General features: G+C 60.3%; 14 protein-coding genes. 7 read left to right on the plus strand and 7 right to left on the minus strand.

Annotation, left to right across the window (positions count from 1 at the left end; all coding sequences use genetic code 11):
• Positions 1-130: 130 nt before the first annotated feature.
• Entirely contained in the window at positions 131-2,071 is a 1,941-nt protein-coding gene (locus HU715_RS19860) for a type VI secretion system Vgr family protein (protein WP_186710277.1), read from the plus strand.
• A 207-nt stretch (positions 2,072-2,278) separates the two neighbouring features.
• Here HU715_RS19860 and HU715_RS19865 read toward each other — a convergent pair whose 3' ends face one another.
• The 3 genes from HU715_RS19865 to HU715_RS19875 are packed head-to-tail and all read right to left on the minus strand — an operon-like array spanning position 2,279 to position 4,297.
• Entirely contained in the window at positions 2,279-2,542 is a 264-nt protein-coding gene (locus tag HU715_RS19865) for a hypothetical protein (RefSeq protein ID WP_186710278.1), read from the minus strand.
• 19 nt (positions 2,543-2,561) lie between these two features.
• Positions 2,562-3,827, minus strand: a complete 1,266-nt coding sequence (locus HU715_RS19870) for a PAAR domain-containing protein (protein ID WP_186710279.1) — start codon at positions 3,825-3,827, stop codon at positions 2,562-2,564.
• A 35-nt stretch (positions 3,828-3,862) separates the two neighbouring features.
• Positions 3,863-4,297, minus strand: a complete 435-nt coding sequence (locus HU715_RS19875) for a DcrB-related protein (RefSeq protein ID WP_186710280.1) — start codon at positions 4,295-4,297, stop codon at positions 3,863-3,865.
• Positions 4,298-4,562: 265 nt separating this feature from the next.
• Here HU715_RS19875 and HU715_RS19880 point away from each other — a divergent pair, with 265 nt between their 5' ends.
• The 6 genes from HU715_RS19880 to HU715_RS19905 all read left to right on the plus strand — a co-directional run bounded on the left by HU715_RS19880 (position 4,563) and on the right by HU715_RS19905 (position 14,671).
• Positions 4,563-6,494 (plus strand): type VI secretion system Vgr family protein, encoded by a 1,932-nt coding sequence (locus HU715_RS19880; RefSeq protein ID WP_186710281.1) that lies wholly within the window; start codon positions 4,563-4,565, stop codon positions 6,492-6,494.
• 18 nt (positions 6,495-6,512) lie between these two features.
• Positions 6,513-6,947: a DcrB-related protein gene (locus HU715_RS19885; RefSeq protein ID WP_186710282.1), complete on the plus strand. Its 435-nt coding sequence runs from the start codon at positions 6,513-6,515 to the stop codon at positions 6,945-6,947.
• A gap of 565 nt (positions 6,948-7,512) precedes the next feature.
• Complete coding sequence (locus tag HU715_RS19890) at positions 7,513-11,877, plus strand: RHS repeat-associated core domain-containing protein (protein ID WP_186709516.1); 4,365 nt, start codon at positions 7,513-7,515, stop codon at positions 11,875-11,877.
• Positions 11,878-13,026, plus strand: coding sequence for an ankyrin repeat domain-containing protein (locus HU715_RS19895; RefSeq protein ID WP_186709517.1), 1,149 nt, complete (start codon positions 11,878-11,880; stop codon positions 13,024-13,026).
• A gap of 264 nt (positions 13,027-13,290) precedes the next feature.
• On the plus strand, positions 13,291-13,725 hold the full coding sequence (locus HU715_RS19900) for a tetratricopeptide repeat protein (protein ID WP_027912816.1): 435 nt from the start codon (positions 13,291-13,293) through the stop codon (positions 13,723-13,725).
• Positions 13,726-14,311: 586 nt separating this feature from the next.
• Positions 14,312-14,671, plus strand: coding sequence for a DUF6124 family protein (locus HU715_RS19905; RefSeq protein WP_186709520.1), 360 nt, complete (start codon positions 14,312-14,314; stop codon positions 14,669-14,671).
• A 226-nt stretch (positions 14,672-14,897) separates the two neighbouring features.
• On the opposite strand, the gene HU715_RS19910 is transcribed toward HU715_RS19905, so the two are convergent.
• Genes HU715_RS19910 through icmH form a run of 4 tightly spaced genes read right to left on the minus strand, consistent with a single transcriptional unit; the run spans position 14,898 to position 20,896 of the window.
• The gene (locus tag HU715_RS19910) at positions 14,898-15,782 is read right to left on the minus strand and encodes a serine/threonine-protein kinase (RefSeq protein ID WP_367617215.1); all 885 of its coding nucleotides are present in this window, start codon (positions 15,780-15,782) and stop codon (positions 14,898-14,900) included.
• A 44-nt stretch (positions 15,783-15,826) separates the two neighbouring features.
• On the minus strand, positions 15,827-16,552 hold the full coding sequence (locus HU715_RS19915) for a PP2C family protein-serine/threonine phosphatase (protein ID WP_186709524.1): 726 nt from the start codon (positions 16,550-16,552) through the stop codon (positions 15,827-15,829).
• The gene (gene tssM / locus HU715_RS19920) at positions 16,552-20,019 is read right to left on the minus strand and encodes a type VI secretion system membrane subunit TssM (RefSeq protein ID WP_186709532.1); all 3,468 of its coding nucleotides are present in this window, start codon (positions 20,017-20,019) and stop codon (positions 16,552-16,554) included. The genes HU715_RS19915 and tssM overlap by 1 nt, the downstream gene beginning before the upstream one ends.
• Before the next feature lie 13 nt (positions 20,020-20,032).
• Entirely contained in the window at positions 20,033-20,896 is an 864-nt protein-coding gene (gene icmH / locus HU715_RS19925; protein WP_186709535.1) for a type IVB secretion system protein IcmH/DotU, read from the minus strand.
• Positions 20,897-20,899: the final 3 nt, after the last annotated feature.

A 20,899-nucleotide genomic window follows, 5' to 3' on the forward strand; every position in this document is an offset into this window, starting at 1 on the left:
AGCGGGCTTGCTCGCGAATGCAATCTGTCAGCGACATTGATGTTGGCTGACACACCGCCTTCGCGAGCAAGCCCGCTCCCACATTGGGGGATTGCGCTCCTTTAGCTATTCAACCTGCACGAGACCCTCGATGTTATTCAACCAAGCCACCCGCCTGGCCAAGATCACCAGCCCCCTCGGACCCGAGGTTCTGCTGCTCAAGGACATGGGCGGCGGTGAAGAGCTGGGGCGGCTGTTCAACTACGAGTTGCAGTTGCATTCGCTGGACAACGCCATCGACCTCAATCAACTGCTCGGCAAGCCCATGTGCGTGAGCCTGCAGCTCGACGGTGGTGGCGAGCGCTACTTCCATGGCATCGTCGCCCGTTGCAGCCAGAACGTCGACCAGGGCCAGTTCGCCAGCTACCAGGCCACCTTGCGCCCGTGGTTGTGGCTGCTGACCCGCACCTCCGATTGCCGCATTTTTCAGAACATGACCATCCCGCAGATCATCAAGCAGGTGTTCCGCGACTTGGGTTTTTCCGATTTCGAAGACGCCCTGAGCCGGCCTTATCGCGAGTGGGAATACTGCGTGCAGTACCGCGAGACCAGTTTTGATTTCGTCAGCCGCTTGATGGAACAGGAAGGCATTTACTACTTCTTCCGTCATGAGCAGGGCCGTCATGTACTGGTGATGGCCGACGCTTATGGCGCCCACGCACCTGCACCCGGCTACGCATCGGTGCCCTACTATCCGAAGAATGAGCAGCAGCGCGAGCGCGATCATATTCATGATTGGCACCTGGCCCAGGAAGTCCAACCGGGTTCGTTGGAGCTCAACGACTACGACTTCCAGCGCCCGAGTGCACACATTGATGTGCGTGCGGCCATGCCCCGTCCGCACACCGCTGGCGACTATCCGCTCTACGACTACCCCGGCACCTACGTGCAAAGCACCGACGGCGAACACTACGCCCGCACGCGCATCGAGGCCTTGCAGACCTTGCATGAGCAGGTCGAGTTGTCGGGCAACGCCCGGGGCCTGGGTTCGGGGCATTTGTTCAGCCTCACCGGCTTCAGCCGCCAGGACCAGAACCGCGAATACCTGATCGTCGGCGCTCGCTATTACCTCTCCCAGGAAAGCGGCGAGACCGGGGGCGGCGCGCCTTCAGCACAATTCGAAAGCAGCCTGACCTGCATCAATGCCCAGCAAAGTTATCGCCCCTTGGCGATTACCCATCGTCCCATCGTCAAAGGCCCGCAGACTGCGTTGGTGGTCGGGCCCAAGGGCGAGGAAATCTGGACCGATCAGTTTGGCCGGGTGAAGGTGCATTTCTATTGGGACCGTCACGACCAATCCAATGAAAACAGCTCGTGCTGGATTCGGGTGTCGCAGGCATGGGCCGGCAAGAATTGGGGCTCGGTGCAGATACCGCGCATTGGTCAGGAAGTCATCGTGAGCTTCCTTGAAGGCGACCCCGACCGGCCCATCGTCACCGGTCGTGTGTATAACGCCGAACAAACCGTGCCCTATGCGTTGCCCGCCAATGCCACCCAGAGCGGCACCAAAAGCCGTTCGAGCAAGGGCGGCACGCCAGCGAATTTCAACGAAATCCGCATGGAAGACAAGAAAGGCGCCGAGCAGTTGTACATCCATGCCGAGCGCAACCAGGACATCGTGGTCGAGGTAGATGAGAACCATTCGGTGGGCCACGACCGCAATAAAAGCATCGGCCACAACGAAACCGTGCGCGTTGGCCAAGACCGACTGCGGGCCGTGCAGCGCAACGATGCCTTGCTCGTCGGCGGCACTAAGAGCGACAGCATCAGCACCCAATACCTCGTGGAAGCGGGCTCGCAGATTCGACTGGTGTGTGGCAAAAGCGTGCTGGAGTTCAATGCCAGTGGCGAGATCAACATCTCGGGCACCGCCTTCAACATCTACGCCAGCGGCAATGGCAACATCGACACCGGCGGCCGTTTGGACTTGAACTCCGGAGGCGCCAGCGAAGTGGATGCCAAGGGCAAGGGCATCAAGGGTGTTATCGATGCGGCAGTAAAAGCGTTGTTCCCAACAAAGGCCAAACACTGAAGTTCACCGCCGGAGCAACCCCTGGCTGCAACGCTGCTCACTTAAGTAAACGATGATCCCGTGGCGAGGGAGCTTGCTCCCGCTTGAGTGCGAAGCGCTCACCAAAAGGGCTGCTACGCAGCCCAGCGGGAGCAAGCTCCCTCGCCACGGGGTCTATCTACAGCCTCAACGTGAACAGCAGTGCCGCCTCACAGGCCCTTTCGACGATCAGATGGCCGTGCCGCGATTCGTTCCCGGCGCGACAATCAACAGCTCATCCAGCTCACGCTTTTTGCAGCGGGCCACAAACGGCAGCGCGGCGTCCGGGTCACGCTTGAACAGCTCGAAGGTCGCCTGATTGATTTCGTAGTATTCCTCGTAGTCGGCCATGCCATTGCTGACCGGTATGGACACGTAGAACCGACCCGAATCTTGTTCGATACCCACGGAAAACATGTGCTCGCGACTGACCAGAACATCTTGAAATTTCATAACTTGCCTACCTCTACCATCATAATGGCGTCCAACTGAAGTCTTTGGGCGAAATGCCCCCGGCATCGATGACCGCCTCGCTGGCACCGGTCGGCAGCTTGCCGCCAGGAATCCAGAATTCGTTGGCGCCGGCCTCGTTACCTGACGGAATCCGCAGGTTCATGTCTTTAGGCGCGGGAATATCGACCCGAACCAGCGTACTACTTTCCAAGGTATTTTCTGGCAGCCCCAGCGCCTTCTCCAACGCCCGCTTGTCACCCTTGGCATTGGCAACCAATTGATCGGCTTCAGCCTTGGGCATGAGGAATGTCGTGCCATCGCGCTGGGCGATGCCGTACTTGTCCAGGTTGGCCTTTGTGGTGAAGCGTGAGGCGCCGTTTTCGAACTGGGCCAAGTGTTCTTTCACATACTGGGGTGACAAGTACTTGTCGGCGTCGGGTCGCGAGCCTTTCGGCATGGCCAGGATATCGGCCTCGGTGACGCCAGGCTTGTACTTGGGCGGCGGCAGTTCGGCAGGCTTGGCGGCCTTGGCCATTTTCGGGCTCAGCCCCAGCATGGCCATGCCGGCGACACCTTGCAGCAGGTCCCGATAGCCAGGCCCCAGGCGGTCACCTAAATCGCCGAGAAGCTCCATGCCCCCCACGATCAACCCGCCCACCACCACGAATTCGACGAGCACGGCGATACCCGCCATGGCGGCCATGACCAACGCAGCACCTGCCGCCAATAGCCCCAACACTTCCAACCCGGAATGCATCCAGCCTTCAAGATCCAACACAAACGCCACCGACACCGTCGGCCCACCGATAAAGGTATTCGGGCTGCCCGTCTTGATGTGAGCGCCACAGACCATTTTGCTGTGCAGGCGCGCCGCCGGCTTGCCGTTGATGAACACCGTGGCGCTGCCTTCGGCGATCAACACCGGGAAGGGCCAGATCGGGTGGTTCATCGGCAACCCGGTGCAGGAAGATGACGTGTCTTCGCCCGCCCGCATGGCATTGCGGTCGTTGATGTAGACGTTGAAGCTGCCCATGATCAATGCCCCCGTGGTGGGCTCGGGCAGGTTGAAGATGGTGGAAAGGCCTTTGACGATCTGGAACATCGACAAGCCGCCGGCGGCAATCGAGCCGGCCATGATCGCCAGGGCCACTCCACCCGTGGCCACCGTCGCGGCAACGACCGCGGCGCCGATCAAGGCGCCGGCCACGGCTCCGGCGACCATCGCGGCCAACCCGAACCCGTGGGCTATTTCATCACCCAGACGTGCTGCAGCCTGTGCATCCATGATGTGTATGAGTACTCAGTGGGACGTGTCGATGCTCAGACAATCGGCGGCTGTGGCTTGAACGAATGCATCGCCAGCTTCCAGGCCGGCTCGTGATAAGGGAAATCGCTCGGTGTAGTGGTCAGGGTGGTGATCAGCACCGCCGGCTTACGCTCGATGAACACCTGGCGCAACATCAGTTCACGCCCCTCCCGTTGCCAGGTGTAATCCAGCAACGTGGTGGTGAGCCCCTGCAGCACCGTGTCCCAGCGCTGGACCAGCTTGAAGCCCGGCAGTTGCTGCTCCGCGCTTTTGAGCTGGCGGTCCACGTACTCGGCAAAGGGCGCGTCGCCCTGGGTGGCATCGCGGCTGATTACAAAACTGGCTTCTTTAGCGGGACCGACGGCCGGCAGCTTGAAAATATTGATGCTCTGGTCCTGCCAGGCATCGGGGATTTCGAGATCGGCTTCTTGAATGCGGTAAGAGGTCACAGTAATCGCTTTCCATGGACGTGAGGTGACGCGCGAAGGAGCAGATATTCAAGTAATGCCTGGGAACAATCAAGAACCGGGTTCCTCTGCCCCGCGTAACAAACTACATTATGCGATCAGCGTCACTACTCCGGCGATCAAGCGCCCCGTAGGAGCTGCCGAAGGCTGCGATCTTTTGATCTTTCGCTTTAGACTCAAGGGTCTCGCAGCCTCGCGTTGCTCGACAGCTCCTACAAGGATGCAAGGCATCAACAAGGGATAATTGATGTTATTCAACCAAGCCTCACGCCTGGCCAAGATTACCAGCCCCCTCGGACCTGAGGTGCTGCTGCTCAAAGACATGGGTGGCGGCGAAGAGCTGGGGCGGCTGTTCAACTACGAGTTGCAGTTGCACTCGCTGGACAACGCCATCGACCTCAATCAACTGCTCGGCAAGCCCATGTGCGTGAGCCTGCAGCTCGATGGCGGTGGCGAGCGCTACTTCCATGGCATCGTCGCCCGTTGCAGCCAGAACGTCGACCAAGGCCAGTTCGCCAGCTACCAGGCCACCTTGCGCCCGTGGTTGTGGCTGCTGACCCGCACCTCCGATTGCCGCATTTTTCAGAACATGACCATCCCGCAGATCATCAAGCAGGTGTTCCGCGACTTGGGTTTTTCCGATTTCGAAGACGCCTTGAGCCACCCCTATCGGGAGTGGGAATACTGCGTGCAGTATCGCGAGACCAGTTTTGATTTCGTCAGCCGGTTGATGGAGCAGGAAGGGATCTACTATTTCTTCCGCCATGAACAGGGCCGTCACGTGTTGGTGCTGGCCGATGCCTATGGCGCCCACACCACGGCACCCGGCTACGGTTCGGTGCCCTACTACCCCAAGAATGAGCAACAGCGCGAGCGCGATCATATTCATGATTGGCACTTGGCCCAGGAAGTCCAACCGGGTTCGCTGGAACTCAACGACTACGACTTCCAACGCCCCAGCGCGCGCATCGACGTGCGCTCGGCCATGCCCCGTCCGCACACCGCCGGCGACTATCCGCTCTACGACTATCCCGGCACCTATGTGCAAAGCGAGGACGGCGAACACTACGCCCGCACCCGCATCGAGGCCTTGCAGACCCTGCACGAGCAAGTCGAACTGGCGGGCAATGCCCGGGGCCTGGGCTCGGGGCACCTGTTCAGCCTCACCGGTTTCAGCCGCCAGGACCAGAACCGCGAATACCTGATCGTCGGCGCTCGCTATTACCTCTCCCAGGAAAGCGGCGAGACCGGTGGCGGCGCGCCAACCGCGCAGTTCGAAAGCAGCCTGACCTGCATCGATGCCCAGCAAAGCTATCGCCCCTTGGCGATTACTCACCGCCCCATCGTCAAAGGCCCGCAAACCGCGTTGGTAGTCGGCCCCAAGGGCGAGGAAATCTGGACCGATCAGTTTGGCCGGGTGAAGGTGCATTTCTATTGGGACCGTCACGACCAGTCCAACGAGAACAGCTCGTGCTGGATTCGGGTGTCGCAATCCTGGGCCGGGAAAAACTGGGGCTCGATGCAAATCCCGCGCATCGGCCAGGAAGTCATCGTGAGCTTCCTTGAGGGTGACCCGGACCGACCGATCATCACCGGCCGCGTCTACAACGCCGAGCAGACCGTGCCCTATGACCTGCCAGATAACGCGACCCAGAGCGGCATGAAAAGCCGTTCGAGCAAGGGCGGCACGCCGGCGAACTTCAATGAAATCCGCATGGAAGACAAGAAAGGCGCCGAGCAGTTGTACATCCATGCCGAGCGCAACCAGGACATCGTGGTCGAGGTGGACGAGAGTCATTCGGTGGGCCACGACCGCAACAAAAGCATCGGCCACAACGAAACGGTGACCATCGGCAACAACCGCCTGCGCATCGTCAAGCAGGAGGACATCCTCTCGGTGGGCCAGCGCAAGACCGACAGCATCAGCCAGAGCTACGTCATCGAGGTGGGTGAAAACCTGCGCCTGGTGTGCGGTGAAAGCATCCTGGAGCTCAACGCCAGCGGCCAGATCAACCTGACCGGCGTGCAGATCAGCTTTTACGCCAGTGGCGACGCCGAGTTCAACACTGGCGGCGTGCTGCACCTGAACAACGGCGGCGGCCCCGGTGCCACGCCCGACGGCCAAGGCGTCAAGGGCAGCATCGACGCCAACATCAGCGCCGCGTTCCCCAAGGGCTAACTTCGAGATTCAAGCGCCATGACTTACCGCCTCAATGAATTCCAGCTCCAGCTGCCGCCAAGCGAGTTGCTGGACGCGACGATCAACATCCTCAAGTTCCCGGAACTGGGCACCTCCTTGATCATCAGCCGCAGCCTGCTGGCCGAGGGCGAGACCCTGCAAAGCAACCTCGACGACCAACTCAAGCGCCTGGAAAAACAGGTCCAGCAACTGCGCTGCCAGCCGGGCGCCACCGTGCGCGTGGGCGCCAACCAGGAAGTCGAAGCCATCGAATTGCGCAGCCAGTTCAACAAGGGCAATGAAAAGGTTTTCCAGTATCAGCTCGCACTGGTACTGCCCGGCACCCGCAAGATGCTGGCCCTGAGTTACGTGAAAGCCGAGAAACTGGGCGATGCCGAAGCGGCGCATTGGGCGACGATCAAGGGTTCGCTGGTGTTCGATACCCCGGCCTGACGACCATCCCTGTGGGAGCGAGCCTGCTCGCGATTGCGATGGCTCAGCTATATGGGTGCCGGATGTACCGACGCCTTCGCGAGCAAGCCCGCTCCCACAGGGGATTAGCGGCGGCCAGGGAATTCGAACTCACCCCGGATCAAATGTGGGAGCGGGCTTGCTCGCGAAAGCAGTGGGTCAGACGCTGATGAGGTTGACTGATCGGGCCCCATCGCGAGCAGGCTCGCTCCCACAGGGGATTAGCGGCGGCCAGGGAATTCGAACTCACCCCGGATCAAATGTGGGAGCGGGCTTGCTCGCGAAAGCAGTGGGTCAGACGCTGATGAGGTTGACTGATCGGGGCCCATCGCGAGCAGGCTCGCTCCCACAGGGGATTGACGGTGGTTGGGAATTTGAAGATGGAACAAAAGCACCCGCTCTGTAATCGCCTCAAACCAAAGCGGATCAAGCGCCAGAAATGGCATCAATCAGCATGACGTCACCCACAAGGACACCGGCGCAATGGAAGGCATCAAATTGCTTGAACACACACTCCACAGCCACCCTGTCCACCTGAGCGACTTGCATGTCTGACGCGCTCTGGGCCGCCCGCCTGGGCGATGCACTCAACCACACCTCGATGATGGCCGACATCCTCGGCGGCGTCCTGGAAGTGGCGGCGAACATCGCGATCACCGCCCTGGCGACCGCCGCCGTGGTCGCGGCCACGGGCATCACCGTTGTCACCGGCGGCCTGGGCTGCTTCGTCCTGGGCCTGGTGGTGGGCACCATTGTCGGCCTGGCCATGAGCAAGACCGGGGCCGACAAAGGCCTGAGCAATATATGCGAGGGCATCGGCAACGCCCTCTTTCCGCCCACGGTGCAGGCCAACATCCTCACCGGCTCCAAAGACACCTTTACCAACAACATCCCCTCGGCCCGCGCCGCCGGCGCTGTTGTGTCCCACGTCGCGCCGGCCGGCACCGAACTGGACATGCCCGAGCCGGAAGAAGAAGCCGAAGCCAGTTACCTGGACATGGCCGGGGAATTCTTTTCGCAGATGTGGCGCCCCACCGTCGCCTCGCCGGCCCCCGGTACGGAGACCCGGCCAGAAGACCTGGTGATCTGCACCAAGCACCCACCGATGCCACCGCAGTTCATGGCCGAAGGCTCGGAAAAGGTCACCATCAACGGCCAGCCCGCCGTGCGCAGTGGCGACCGCAGCACCTGCGATGCGACGGTGGTGTCGGCCGGGCTGATCTCGCCCAACGTGACCATCGGCGGCGGTTCGGTGGTGGTGCGCGAGATTCGCAGCGGCAAGACCCCGGGCGTCGGCCTGGCAGTCACGGCGTTGCTGATGCTCAAGGGCGGCAAGGGCAAGTTCTTCAGCAAACTGCCGTGCATGCTGGTGGGCGGCGCGGTATCCATGGCCGCCAGCAGCGCGGCGAACGCAGCGGCCAATGCGGCCATGGGTTCGTCGAACCCGGTGCATGCCGCCACCGGGGCCAAAGTGCTGGGCGGCGACGAGGAGCTGGATTTCGTCTTGCCCGGCATCCTGCCCATCGACTGGCAACGCGTGTACAACAGCCGCGATGAACGCCGCGATACCCTGTTCGGCGCCGGCTGGAGCGTGGCCTACGAAGTCCAAGTAGAAATCCTGCCCCACCCCGACGGCGGCGAAACCCTGGTCTACACCGACGAACAGGGTCGGCCCATCGACATGGGTTCCATCCCCTTGGGCGGCGCGGTGTTCAGCGCCGGCGAAGGCCTGGCCGTGCGCCGCCATGTGGATGGGCCATTGCTGATCGAAAGCGAAGACGGCCTGTACCGTCTGTTCGAACCTTCGCCCGCCAACCCTTCGCACCTGCGCCTGAGCCAACTGGGTGACCGCAACGACAACCGCATCCACCTCGACTACGACGAGGCCGGACGCCTGGTGCGACTGCGCGACACCTTCGACCTGGTGCAAGTCGAGCTGATTCGCGCAGGCGAACGCGTCACCCACATCGAGCGCCTCTACCCCGACCAATCCCGCGAAGTGCTGGTCAGTTACGCCTACGACGCGGCGAACACCCTCGCCGAAGTGCGCGACGCCACCGGCCAGGTGCAACGGCGCTTCCGCTACGACGCCGGGCAACGGATGGTCGAGCACCAGTTGCCCACCGGCCTGCACTGCTTCTACGAATGGGCCCTGATCGACGACCAGGAATGGCGCGTGGTCCGACACTGGACCGACGAAGGCGACGCCTACCAGTTCGACTATGACCTTGCCGCCGGCATCACCCGCATCAGCGACAGCCTGCAACGCGTGAGCATCCGGCACTGGAACAGCCAGCACCAGATCACCCGGTTCAGCGACAACCTCGACCAGACGTGGTTGTTCGAGTGGAACGACGAGCGCCAGTTGCTCAGTGCTACCGATCCGCGGGGCGGTCAGTATCAATTCAGCTACGACGACGCCGGCAACCTGATCAGCGAAACCGACCCGTTGGGCCGTAGCGGTTCGACGTTATGGCTCGAACACTGGGCCCTGCCGCTGGTGGACACCAACGCCGCCGGCCACAGCTGGAAATACCGCTACGATCAGCGCGGCAACTGCACAGCGGAAACCGACCCGCTGGGCCACATCACCCGCTACCGCTACGACGCCCACGGCCAGGTCGTGGAAATCATCGACGCCACCGGCAAAAGCAAAAAGCTGCGCTGGAACCCGTTCGGCCAATTGGTGGAACACGTCGATTGCTCGGGTTACCCGACGCGCTTCAGTTATGACGCGCGCGGTTACCTGCACACCATTACCGACGCCCTCGGCGAGCGCACCCAATTCAGCTACGACGCCCAAGGCCGGCTGCTCGGCAGCCAATTACCGGACGGCCGCACCGAGCATTACCAGCGCGACACCGCCGGCCAACTCACCGGCTACACCGACCCGGCCGGGCACACCACGCTTTACCAACACAACCGCCGCGGCCAGGTCCGCCAACGCACCGACGCCCAGGGCCGGCAGGTGCAGTTTGCCTACGACAGCTTCGGCCGGCTGCAAGCGCTGACCAACGAGAATGGCGAAAGCTACCGGTTTGCCTGGGATATCGGCGATCGGTTGATCGAACAACACGACCTGGATGGCAGCGCCAAGCGCTACGACTACGACCGCCTCGACAACGTCGCGGCAGTAACGGCGATGCCCGCGCCATACGGCACGGGCCTGGCGATTATTACCGAAGCACCGCCGGCGCCCATCGTCCATCGCCTGGAACGCGACGCCGTGGGCCGGTTGATCGCTAAAGTCACCGACGATGGCCGCACTGAATACAGTTACGACCCGCTGGACCAACTCACCGCCGTCACCTTCACCGACCTGCAGGGCAACGCGCAAACCCTGAGCTTCGCCTACGACGCCCTCGGCCAGTTGCTCGCCGAAAACAGCGCCGCCGGCAGCCTGCAACACCACTACGACGAACTCGGCAACCTGATCCAGACCCAACTGCCCGATGGCCGCTGGGTCAACCGCCTGTACTACGGCAGTGGTCATCTGCACCAGATCAACCTCGACGGCCAGGTGATCAGCGACTTCGAACGCGACCGCCTGCACCGCGAAGTGCTGCGTACCCAAGGCCAGATCAGCACCCGCAGCGAATACGACCGCAGCGGTCGCCTGCGCACGCGACAACGCCGCCACAGCAGCCAACCCTCGCTGTTGCCGGCGGCGGTGCAAAAACACTTCGAGTACGACCCCTCCGATAACCTCATCGGCAAACTCGACCAGCAACCCGCCGCGCAACAGCGCCAGCTCCTGCACTACGACGCCACCGGCCGCATCATCGCCAGCCAGGACAGCCTGCACGGCCAGCGCGAAACCTTCACCTACGACGCCGCCGCCAACCTGCTGGACGGCCCAGCCACCGGCGCCGGATTGGTGGTGCACAACAAACTGCTGACCTACCAGGACAAGCGCTACCTCTACGACGCCTTTGGCCGGATGATCGAAAAACGCAGCGCCAAACGTGGCGTGCAGCACTTCGCCTACGACGCCGAAAGCCGCTTGATCGAGGTGCGCAACGACGACGGCAGCGTGGTCAACATGGCCTACGACCCACTGGGCAGGCGCATCGAAAAAACCGAACACGACAGCAATGGTTACCCGTTGGGCGAAACCCGCTTCACTTGGGATGGCCTGCGCCTGTTGCAGGAACACCGCCACCAGCAAACCAGCCTGTACCTCTACGAAGACGACGGCTACGAACCCCTGGCCCGCGTCGACGGCAGCGGCCCGCTGCAAAAGATCCGCTACTACCACAACGACCTCAACGGCCTGCCGGAACAACTCACCGAAGCCGACGGACACAACGTTTGGCTGGCGACGTATCGGGTGTGGGGCAACACGCTGGAAGAGGTGCGCGAGCCGTATTACATCGAAGAGCAGAATTTGCGGTTCCAGGGGCAATACCTGGACCGGGAAACCGGGCTGCATTTCAATACGTTCAGGTTTTATGATCCGGATGTGGGGCGGTTTACTACGCCGGATCCGATTGGGTTGGCGGGTGGATTCAACCTCTATCAATACGCACCGAATCCTATTGGGTGGGTGGATCCGTGGGGTTGGGAAGTTTGTCGACTCAGCGCCTCACAGAAGAGAGCGATGGGTCCTGCGCCTAAGGGTATGGTGAAGCCGCACTACCATCATATCGTCCGCGAAAAAGCTCCGAAAAGCTGGAAAGCGCAAAATCGAAAATACATTACCGACTCGCAAAAAATTCTGGCCAAACACAAAATCGGCCTGAACGACGATCCGCGCAACTTCACTTGGGCCCAAAATGGTGGGGGAAATCATTCGGTAGCCAGCGCGAAAAAAGTTTATGAAATTCTTCAGAAAGCGGACATCGGTGGGACGGCCAGTGTCGAAAACGCATTGAAAAAAATGGGTGATCAAATGGCAAAAGGAATTTTTTAAATGACCAACCCAGAAGAAATTTATGAGAAGAACATCGAGGTTTTATCCGCCATTCATGCCGACATCGCCTCGGGAAATGAAGCCTCGCTAAAAAAGCACCTGGATGAAAATCCCGCTCTATTGCACCTGCCCCTGTATGGCCTTGAGGGGCAGGAGACGTTGCTGCACATGGCTGCCGAACAGGGTCAAACCGAAGTTTGCCGCTTATTGGTGGCTTTAGGTATTGCACTGGACCAACCTGCCGCGAGTTCCGGCAACAGCACCCCCCTTGCCGCCGCCGCCGGCAACGGGCATCTGCAAACATGCCAATGGTTTCTTGAGGCTGGTGCCTTGGTAGACGGTTGGCCTGACAGCATAACCACCCCGCTGATTGACGCGATCACCTCCGGGCACCAGCACATCGTCAATCTTCTTATAGAACACCATGCCGACATCAATCGACTACACACCCGGCTGAATACCGCGCCGTTGGACATCGCCAATACCTGGGGATTTACAGACATGGCGGCCGTCTTAAAAAATGCCGGGGCCGTCAGTATCATGGACGTTATTGAGAACCCGGCCGAAGAATTCGGCGGACCTATAGCCACTTTCGTGCACAACACAGCAGGTTGGGTTTTACCCGCGCAACTAAGTCCCTTAAGTAATGAAGCGGGGCTGGAGCTGCGTATCAGCTGCATCGAGGGTAAGAACAAGTTCAAGTTACTCTTCACCATCGGACTTTTTGCCAAAAGCCCTCATACAGAATTATTCGTATGCTTGCCCGGCGACTGGCCTCTCACGCAGCAAGGTTTTCCCCCACACAGTCCTTGGGTTTTCCCGGTTGAGTTGCTCTCCCTGCTCGCTCGCCACACGTTCAATAACGGCCCCTTGTCGGAAGGCCAGATCATTTCAAAAATAGATAAAGACTTCGCCCAGCTCAGCTGGCCGAGCGATACCGACGCGCTGTTGGTCGTGGACAAAATTTGGAACACCACCGAAAAACCCGTGGATGAACACCATGAGGACTCGGTAAAGCTCTACGTTCTGGTTCCCTTCAAGCTACCGAAGAAAGGGCTACCTGAGGGCGACGCTTTAGCCTCGCTCTTGGAGAAAAAACGAAAGGCGAGCTGGAAAAGTATCGCGTTGACTTCACCGCTACAGAGTTAACGCGTAGAGGATGAATCTGGAGGGATCGGAGATGTAACGTGCTGCCGCCATCGCGAGCTCGCTCCCACAGGGATTGGTGGTGGCGCCCGGTCAGTGATCGCCTCGGGATGAACGACACTCTCTCGGTCCGAAAGGATCACCACGCCACACCGCCCCGGCATCCAGTCATTGTCGACAAGCCGCCAAAGGCTCGCTCCCGACAGATAGAGATAGGACCCCGGTGATTTTATTGGCCCGACAGAAAAGCCGTAACAGGAACGTCATATGAAAGACTTGGCAGATGAAAGCCCGACGCTGGCAGACGAAGTAATGCGCATCATGGCGTCGGGTAATGAGCTCGATGAGCAAAACAAAAAAAATGAAGCTCAAGCCCTGTACCAAAAAGCTTGGGAATTGCTTCCTGAACCGAAGCTGGAATGGACACCTTTGTCAGCCTGGGTCACAGGTTCTTTTTTCAACCTGCATTTTGACAATGGGGATTTCGAGGCTGCTAAAGACTGGGCACAAAAGACCTTGGATGGCCGGGAATCGGATATCGATACAGGGCCGCTGATTAACCTGGGAATGGTCTATTTTGAGCTGGGAGACCACGCGCAGGCTTATAGGTACTTTGATGACGCCTACAGCTTCGGCAAAGCTCGAGCCTTTCAAGAAAGACCCAAAAAATATCTGAAGTTTTACTTGGAAAAAAAGGCCTGACCAAAGCATGGCTCTAGAGCCCTCGGTTTCTAGCCCGGACAAGCTTTGACATTTATATGCCGATCGAGCCAACACCACAGGGCCTGATCCAAAACACAGATCCCGTGGCGAGGGAGCTTGCTCCCGCTGGGCTGCGCAGCAGCCCCAAAAAGGCCGGCGCATTCCTACAGAAAAACCGCTGCGCCACCGAGCGAAAGCACGCTCCCTCACCCCGAATCCTGGGCATTACGAAGGCTTGTTTATTCTCCTTCCGCAACGCTTCCGCCAAGCTACGAATCCTTGCGCCATTGCCTACAACTACGCCAGAATCCGTCCGCTTGTGCGCCTTGCCCATGGGTTCTATCGTTTCCCTGCCACTGCCCATCAGTGGTCGGGCTTGGCGGCCCGGTACTCGAAAGGCGCAACAGCCCCCAATATGATTGCAATGCCTCTGGCATTTGGCACTCCTATGTTATGGCGGGTTGCGCAAGGATCCCTTCGGGGATGCCGGGTTCCTTTCGTTCCGGTCCGCCAATCTTGCGTAACCCGTCACCCCATCTGCTTGGCGGCAGACGGTGATGGTTCCTCTTACGAAAGGAGCTGCACCATGTTCAAAATCACACCGAATCCCCCCGAAGCAGATCGCACCTCTGCGTCCACTCAATCCAAGACTAAGAAACAAGACGAAGCAGAAAAGCGCGCCTTGGATTATTACCTACTACCGAAACCGAAAAAGTCCGAAGATGCATCCAAACCGGACCAGCTCTTCACCGTGTCAAAAAACGCCGACAACGAATGCCTGCTCGCCAACCTCAGCGAAAACCTGGCATCCGCCGACGCGATGATCAGCAACCTCGCCTTCGACTTGGAAGGCCCCCGCCGCCACATCGCCCTCGGCATTCAGCAACTGATAGAGATGAGTTCATTGCTGGCGAACCGTGTACTGGATAACGTCGACCCACGCTAGCCGCTACACCATCAATCCCGTGGCGAGGGAGCTTGCTCCCGCTGGGTGGCGTAGCCGCCCCAAAACAGGCCGGCGCATTCCTACAGACACACCGCATCAGCCGGTTTACGACGGCTACGCCGCCGAGCGGGAGCAAGCTCCCTCGCCACGGGGACCGAGTGTCTTTTAAGACCTGGTGCGTACCGTGCTGCCGCCTTCGCGAGCAAGCTCGCACACAGGGAGAATGTCACCACCAGGACGACACTCCACCCAAGGCATCACGCAATCGAGCCGAACTAATACGACGCTGCCCTGGATCAAACGCCAACGCCATTCGCAGTGCCGGCCAGCAACGCCTGGGCAGGTTTTGCGGAGCCTTGAGCCCGCGTTCCAACCGGGCATCGCGGGCCTGGGTGGCGGGTAAGCGCCGGAACGGGTGTTTACCGCTCGCCAGTTCATACAGCACGCAAGCCACACCATAGACATCGGCACTCGCCGACAGGGGCGCACCTTCAAGCAGTTCAGGCGCCGCGTAACCAGGGGTCCAGGCGTTGAGGCGTTCACGGTTCAGGTTCGGCAGGTGCTGCGAAGGACCCTCCTCGGCCAGGCCCAAGCCGAAATCGAACAGGCGCAGCCCTTCTTCGCTCAACAGGATGTTGCTGGGCTTCATGTCGCCGTGCAGTACGCCACGTCCATGGGCATACGCCAGGGCATCGAGCAACGGCACGGCGATCGCCTTCAGTTCGGGCCAAGGCAGCCCCAGGGGGCGTTCGCACAGCAATTGGTCCAGGGTCAGCCCGCGCATCAACTCCATGGTGATGAAAGCCCGCCGTTGGGCGGCATCCACTTCGAAGGTGTAGGGACGCAAGATATTTGGGTGGTGCAATCGCCGCATCAGGGCGAACTCGCTGTAGAGCAGCGCACTCGCATCGGCTGATTCGTCGAATGCTCCACTGAGCATTTTCAACGCAAGGTACGGATCGGGGTCGGCATATTGTTCATGCAATAAATCCCGCGCGCGGTAAACAACACCCATGCCGCCCGCCCCCAGCAAGCGTTCGAGGCGATAGCGTCCCGCGAGTAGGTCCGACGCTTCGCTGAGGCAACGCTGACCTGATGCCACAGCGGACACCGGGTTGGCAAAGGCGAAATACGTAGGATGGCCACCCTCTTCATTCACGCTCGGATCACTACGGCGGTCAGGTTATCCCGCGCCGGGCCACGCAAGACGACATCGAAAAGCTGCTCCAGGACCTTACATGGCGAAGTCAGGCTCAAGGCGTTGCCAAGGGCCAGTGCGCCAAAGCCCTGATACAGACCGTCGCTGCACAGCAGGAACGTATCGCCCGGGTGAACATCCAGTTCCAACACCTCCAACTTCAGTTCTGGCGCGGCGCCCACTGCGCGGGTCAACGCTTTGGCCGCAGGGTGAGCACCGGCCTCATCGCGGCTGATGTGTTGCGTGTCCATCAGTTGCTGTTGCAATGAGTGATCCTTGGTCAATTGGTACAACCGTCGGCCGCGCCACAGGTAACAACGGCTATCGCCCGCCCAAATGCACACGCCACGGTTGCCTTGCAGCAGCAGCACCACCACCGTGCTGCCAGTAATGCCGGGATGATGGTCGGTGACGGTAAGCTCCTGGCTCAGCCGCCGATTGGTCCAGCGCAGGCATTGACGCACCGCTTTGGAACGTTGATCCAAGTCCCGACAGACTGGCAGTTCCGTCAGGTTGGCCACGATCAACTGGCTGGCGATGTCACCGCCCGAATGGCCACCCATGCCGTCAGCGACAGCCCACATTCCCCCCTGTGGGCAGTCGAGAAAGGCATCCTCATTACGTGCCCGGGTCTTGCCGGGATGTGTACGCGCGGCGCTGCGCCAGAGGGCTGATTCCTGCATCAAAGCTGCGCCGGCAGACGGAATGTGCGCAGCACGCTCATGTCGAAAGGGTTCGGTGTGCGCTGGCTCGTCAGCAAATAATTGGCACGCAGGCCACCCAAGTCCGCCTTCAACACGCGTACATCGCGCCCGGTCAGGTATTCGCTCTGCATCAGGTCGAACAAACGAAACAGCGACCACGGCCCGGTGTTTTTCTCTATGCCGATGCCGCGTCCGACCATTTTGTCCAACACCAAGGCTGTTCGACCATCCTGCGCGTCACTTGGCCAGGTAAACGCCATCGGCAGGATCGGACCGTGGCGGTATTCAAGCGTCTGGTCGCCAAAGCGGAATTCAGCACGGCTCACCGCTGGATCCAACGTGTACGGTTCAAGCTTGAACTGCACTCGCGGTTCGTTCGGGTTGTCGGCGAAAAAGCTCCGGCGGATGGTCTGCGCGGTCGCTATCTGATCCAGGTAGAGCCGGGACATCGGCAAGCTCTGGCCGTCGATGCTGCGCAGGCGATAGTTTCCTTCGGGGCCGCTGATGAAGGGCTGCATGTAGTGGTTGAAGAATCGATCGACGATGCCCTGGTCCTTGAAGAATGCCCGGAAGTCGTTGAGCGCAACGTCGCTGGCACTGTGAGCACTGAACGGGTACCGCTTGTTGATCGCCTTGCCATAAAAGCTGTACAACTCGCTCTGATACCGCTGGTTCAAGTAACGATAAGCGTCGTTGAGCACCAAACGCCAACTGTCCTCGGCCAGTACGTTAAACCACCCGTTGACCGGTCGCGGCAGGCGAGCAGAGGCACTGCGCAGGTTGCTCAACCCATCGCGCTGGCCACCCATGCGGTGCCTGGCCAGTTCGAACGCGGCTTGTTCCGGCGCACTGGCCCGGGCCAGGTTCGCCAATTGCAATTGCACCTCATCGAGGGCACGCAAGGCCTGGACCAGATCAGCCGTGGGCCCACCCTCCTCATCCAACAGGCGATGCAGCGGTTCGAAACGCCGTCGCAAGGATTTTTGCGCAATGTCCGGCAGATGTTCGGTCAGGGATGCAGCGGCTTTCCCCGCGACGGCGGCAAGTTTCTTATCGGCTGCTCCTTGCTTCCCTGCCGCTGGCGACAGGTCGTCGAATGCCTCGGCAACCGTCTGGAAGCGGGTGTTTTCGCGCACCTGTACCAGCAGCCGCAGAATCGGCGAATGAGCCGAGGTCAGGCCCGCAAGTTGCTCGGCGCCCTCGCCCGCATTGCTGATGGTCTGGAGCGCGACTCGGCCGACCGCTTCGCTCCAGTGGTCGGCATAGTCACGGAAATACAGCTGCTCCAGCTCGACCATCAGGCGCCGCATGTCCATAGCACTAAGACGCTCACTCTCTCCCAGCACCCAGTTATCCCGCAGCAGTTCGGTGACGAGGGTCGCACCTCGAACCGAAAAGTAGCGTTCATAACCTTGTCGGGTATAGATACCGGGAATCTCACGGTCAGTGCCGACCAGCAGCGCCCCTTGTGACCCCAGGTGTGGGTTGAGTCGATATGGCGGCAGATGACTGGCCTGTTCATGCAGCATCCTGTACACGACGGCAGCCAAGGACTCACGGCGAAGGGCCTCCCGGGCCTGGGTCACCAGTGGCTCGTTGAGCACCTGAATGAAGGGCAGCTCCAACAGGCGCGCAAAGTGAGCATTCAAACGCTCTTGCAGCGCCGTGTTGCCGGGGTAACGAAGCGATCCGTCTTTGGCCACCCGATCCTTGAGCCAGGCGACATCGCGACGCTCCTTCAAGCCCAGCATCAAGTACGCGCGCAGGCTATCGAGCAGTTGCCCGCGATCATCCCGGTTGTTGCGGACATGTTCCTCCAACCTCTGCGCGATCTTTGGCAGCAGTTGCGCCTGCAATTCACGCTCGTATGCGTCGTTGACCACAGCCTTGGTCGCTTCACCCTGATACAGGCCGACACGCTCATGCAACGGCACCGCATTGTAGGGTGGGAAAACCCGAGTGGCCTCGAAGCGGATATCCAATGATTCGAGCGTCGCGGTCCAATCATCGGTGCTCGCTGGGGTCGATTGTTGCCGATCCCAGCGCTGCGCCAGCGAACGCAAGCTGTCCAAGCGCTCGTGATTGGTTGAAAAACCGCTCGCCCACAACAGCCCGCACAGACCAACGACCGTCAGCGCCCCCAGGTACAACGCCCGCTGTCCCCAATGAATACGACGGCGTTCACGCTGAACGAGGTCGCTCAGATCGGCTTCCGGAAAAATCACCCGACTGAGCAGGTGATGAATGAACCGCGAGCGCCGGCCAGTAAGGCTGGCACCCACGCCCGCGTTGCCAGGTTCGGAGGTCGGGGCCGCCGAGCGGTCCGGCGACGATGCGCAGGTCAGATAGAAACCACGCAGCGTCCCGACATTGCCGCTGAATGCCTGCTCGGCCAGAAGGCTCAGGCTGGTGCCGAGTTGTCCAAGTTGGTGGGGGAAATCAAGCATGCGGCTACGGCGCAACGTATCGCGCTCCTGATGCATGCGCATGATCATTTGGCTGTTGAGCCGATGCAGCAGTGCCTCGAACTCAGCACGTAACACGGTGATGTCACTGCCGTGCGCGTCCCGGCTGAAACTCGCGCCCAGTACCTGGTCGTTTTCCTCGCGAGTCAGTGAATCAAAGAACTCGTTAAAACCGGGCACGCTGTCCGCTTTGCTCAGGATCAGGTAAATCGGGACATCGATGCGCAGTCGCCGTTGCAGTTCCTGTAGGCGACCACGAACCTGGCGGGCCAGTGTAGTGACTTCATCCTCGCTGCCCAGCAACAGGACCTCGGACGGCACGGTCACCAGCACACCGCCCAACGGGCGACTGCGGCGACGCTTGCGCAACAGTTCGAGCAATACAGTCCAGCCGCTGCCGTCGAGCTCGCTGTCCGGCTGGGTCAGGTAGCGTCCGGCGGTATCGACCAGCACGGCGGGCTCGGCAAAATACCAATCGCAATGCCGAGTACCGGATCCGTTGTTGACGGCGCTTCGCGTTAGCCTATCGAACGAAAAATCCAGACCCGAGCACTCCAGCAGATGGGTTTTACCGCTGCCAGGCGGGCCTATCAGCAGATACCAGGGCAGATCGCCGTGGCCGGAATAAAGGTTCGAGGACCTTAACGTGGTTAAGGCCTGCTTGAAGCGCGAGCGCACTTCGCGCCGCTCATCATCAATCCTGGCCTGATGCAGGGTTCGAGCCTGATCGGGGGCGTTTTGTTGGGAATTCGCGCTTGAACCGGCTCGCCCGTTGACGAAAACCATGCCAAGGCCCCAGCCCAGCGCAAGCACGGTGACAGTCAGCAGTCGCGCCGTCGGGCTCGCCCAGAACTTGTAATCATTGACGGCCAGAAGTGGCCCGGCGAACCACACCAACAGCGCGACACTAAGCACCAGCAGCAGCGTCCAAACCCAGGTCTGGCGCACCCAGGCACTGATTTTCCTGAAAAGCGATTTCATGACACGTCCCTGTTTACGGCAGCGGCTGAGCGGCGACCGGTTCTGACAGTTGATAAGGTTGCAATACGCTTTTGCGTTGCTCGTCCAATACCCAGGCGAAACTCGCGTACATCACCCCCAGGCAGGCCAGCGTGAAAGCCGCGACCATCCAAGTCGGGACAATGCGCATCGGACGGCGCCGCGCGCCGCCGAAGCCCTCCCAGTGAGGTGACAGTTCACGTGGGGTGTCGCCGCGGGTCTGGCGAATCAACCGATACAGGGCGTCACGCAGGCTTTCGAGTTCGAGCATCCCGCGGGTCTGAATCCGGTATTTGCCTTCGAAGCCCAGGGATAGGCACAAGTACAACAACTCCAGCATGGGCAAGTGCTTGAGGGGGTTCTTCGATAAGCGCTCAAGCAATTGAAAGACTTTCTCGCCACCAAAGGTTTCGTTGTGGAAGGTGCTGAGCAAACTTATCTGTGACCAACCGCCCCCGTGGCCCCACGGCGTGGTGACAATCGCCTCATCAATCGCGGTGCACAACACGTAACGCGCGGCGATCAACTGACTGCTTTCAACACCGCCCTGCAAGGCACAGGCTTCGAACTGTTCCAGGCTCCGCTTCAGTTCCCCTTTAAGGGCGTGCAGGTCCTCGCGTTCGCGACCGTGCTTGAGCTGAACCATGTGCGACAGCAATCCGGACGCCGCCGCGACCAGCGGATTGAGGCTGACCGTGAACGTCTGGGGCTGCGGCAGGTGCGCGGCGTAGATCATTCGCTCTTGCAACTGTTCGAAACGCGGCGGCGGGGCTGCGTCAGTCAAAGGCACTGAAGCAGGGCGTTGTCCATGTTGGTCGAGCAGGACCGTTGTTTCATCCTGAAGATGTTCCTTATCCATTTG

It is taken from the genome of Pseudomonas zanjanensis (genome assembly GCF_014268745.2).
GTDB classification, from domain to species: domain Bacteria; phylum Pseudomonadota; class Gammaproteobacteria; order Pseudomonadales; family Pseudomonadaceae; genus Aquipseudomonas; species Aquipseudomonas zanjanensis.

Bases quoted from the DNA above. Each gene is read 5' to 3' on its own strand.
- HU715_RS19860 (WP_186710277.1), top strand. From the start codon at position 131: ATGTTATTCAACCAAGCCACCCGCCTGGCCAAGATCACCAGCCCCCTC.
- HU715_RS19865 (WP_186710278.1), bottom strand. From the start codon at position 2,542: ATGAAATTTCAAGATGTTCTGGTCAGTCGCGAGCACATGTTTTCCGTG.
- HU715_RS19870 (WP_186710279.1), bottom strand. From the start codon at position 3,827: ATGGATGCACAGGCTGCAGCACGTCTGGGTGATGAAATAGCCCACGGG.
- HU715_RS19880 (WP_186710281.1), top strand. From the start codon at position 4,563: ATGTTATTCAACCAAGCCTCACGCCTGGCCAAGATTACCAGCCCCCTC.
- HU715_RS19885 (WP_186710282.1), top strand. From the start codon at position 6,513: ATGACTTACCGCCTCAATGAATTCCAGCTCCAGCTGCCGCCAAGCGAG.
- HU715_RS19890 (WP_186709516.1), top strand. From the start codon at position 7,513: ATGTCTGACGCGCTCTGGGCCGCCCGCCTGGGCGATGCACTCAACCAC.
- HU715_RS19895 (WP_186709517.1), top strand. From the start codon at position 11,878: ATGACCAACCCAGAAGAAATTTATGAGAAGAACATCGAGGTTTTATCC.
- HU715_RS19900 (WP_027912816.1), top strand. From the start codon at position 13,291: ATGAAAGACTTGGCAGATGAAAGCCCGACGCTGGCAGACGAAGTAATG.
- HU715_RS19905 (WP_186709520.1), top strand. From the start codon at position 14,312: ATGTTCAAAATCACACCGAATCCCCCCGAAGCAGATCGCACCTCTGCG.
- HU715_RS19915 (WP_186709524.1), bottom strand. From the start codon at position 16,552: ATGCAGGAATCAGCCCTCTGGCGCAGCGCCGCGCGTACACATCCCGGC.
- tssM (WP_186709532.1), bottom strand. From the start codon at position 20,019: ATGAAATCGCTTTTCAGGAAAATCAGTGCCTGGGTGCGCCAGACCTGG.
- icmH (WP_186709535.1), bottom strand. From the start codon at position 20,896: ATGGATAAGGAACATCTTCAGGATGAAACAACGGTCCTGCTCGACCAA.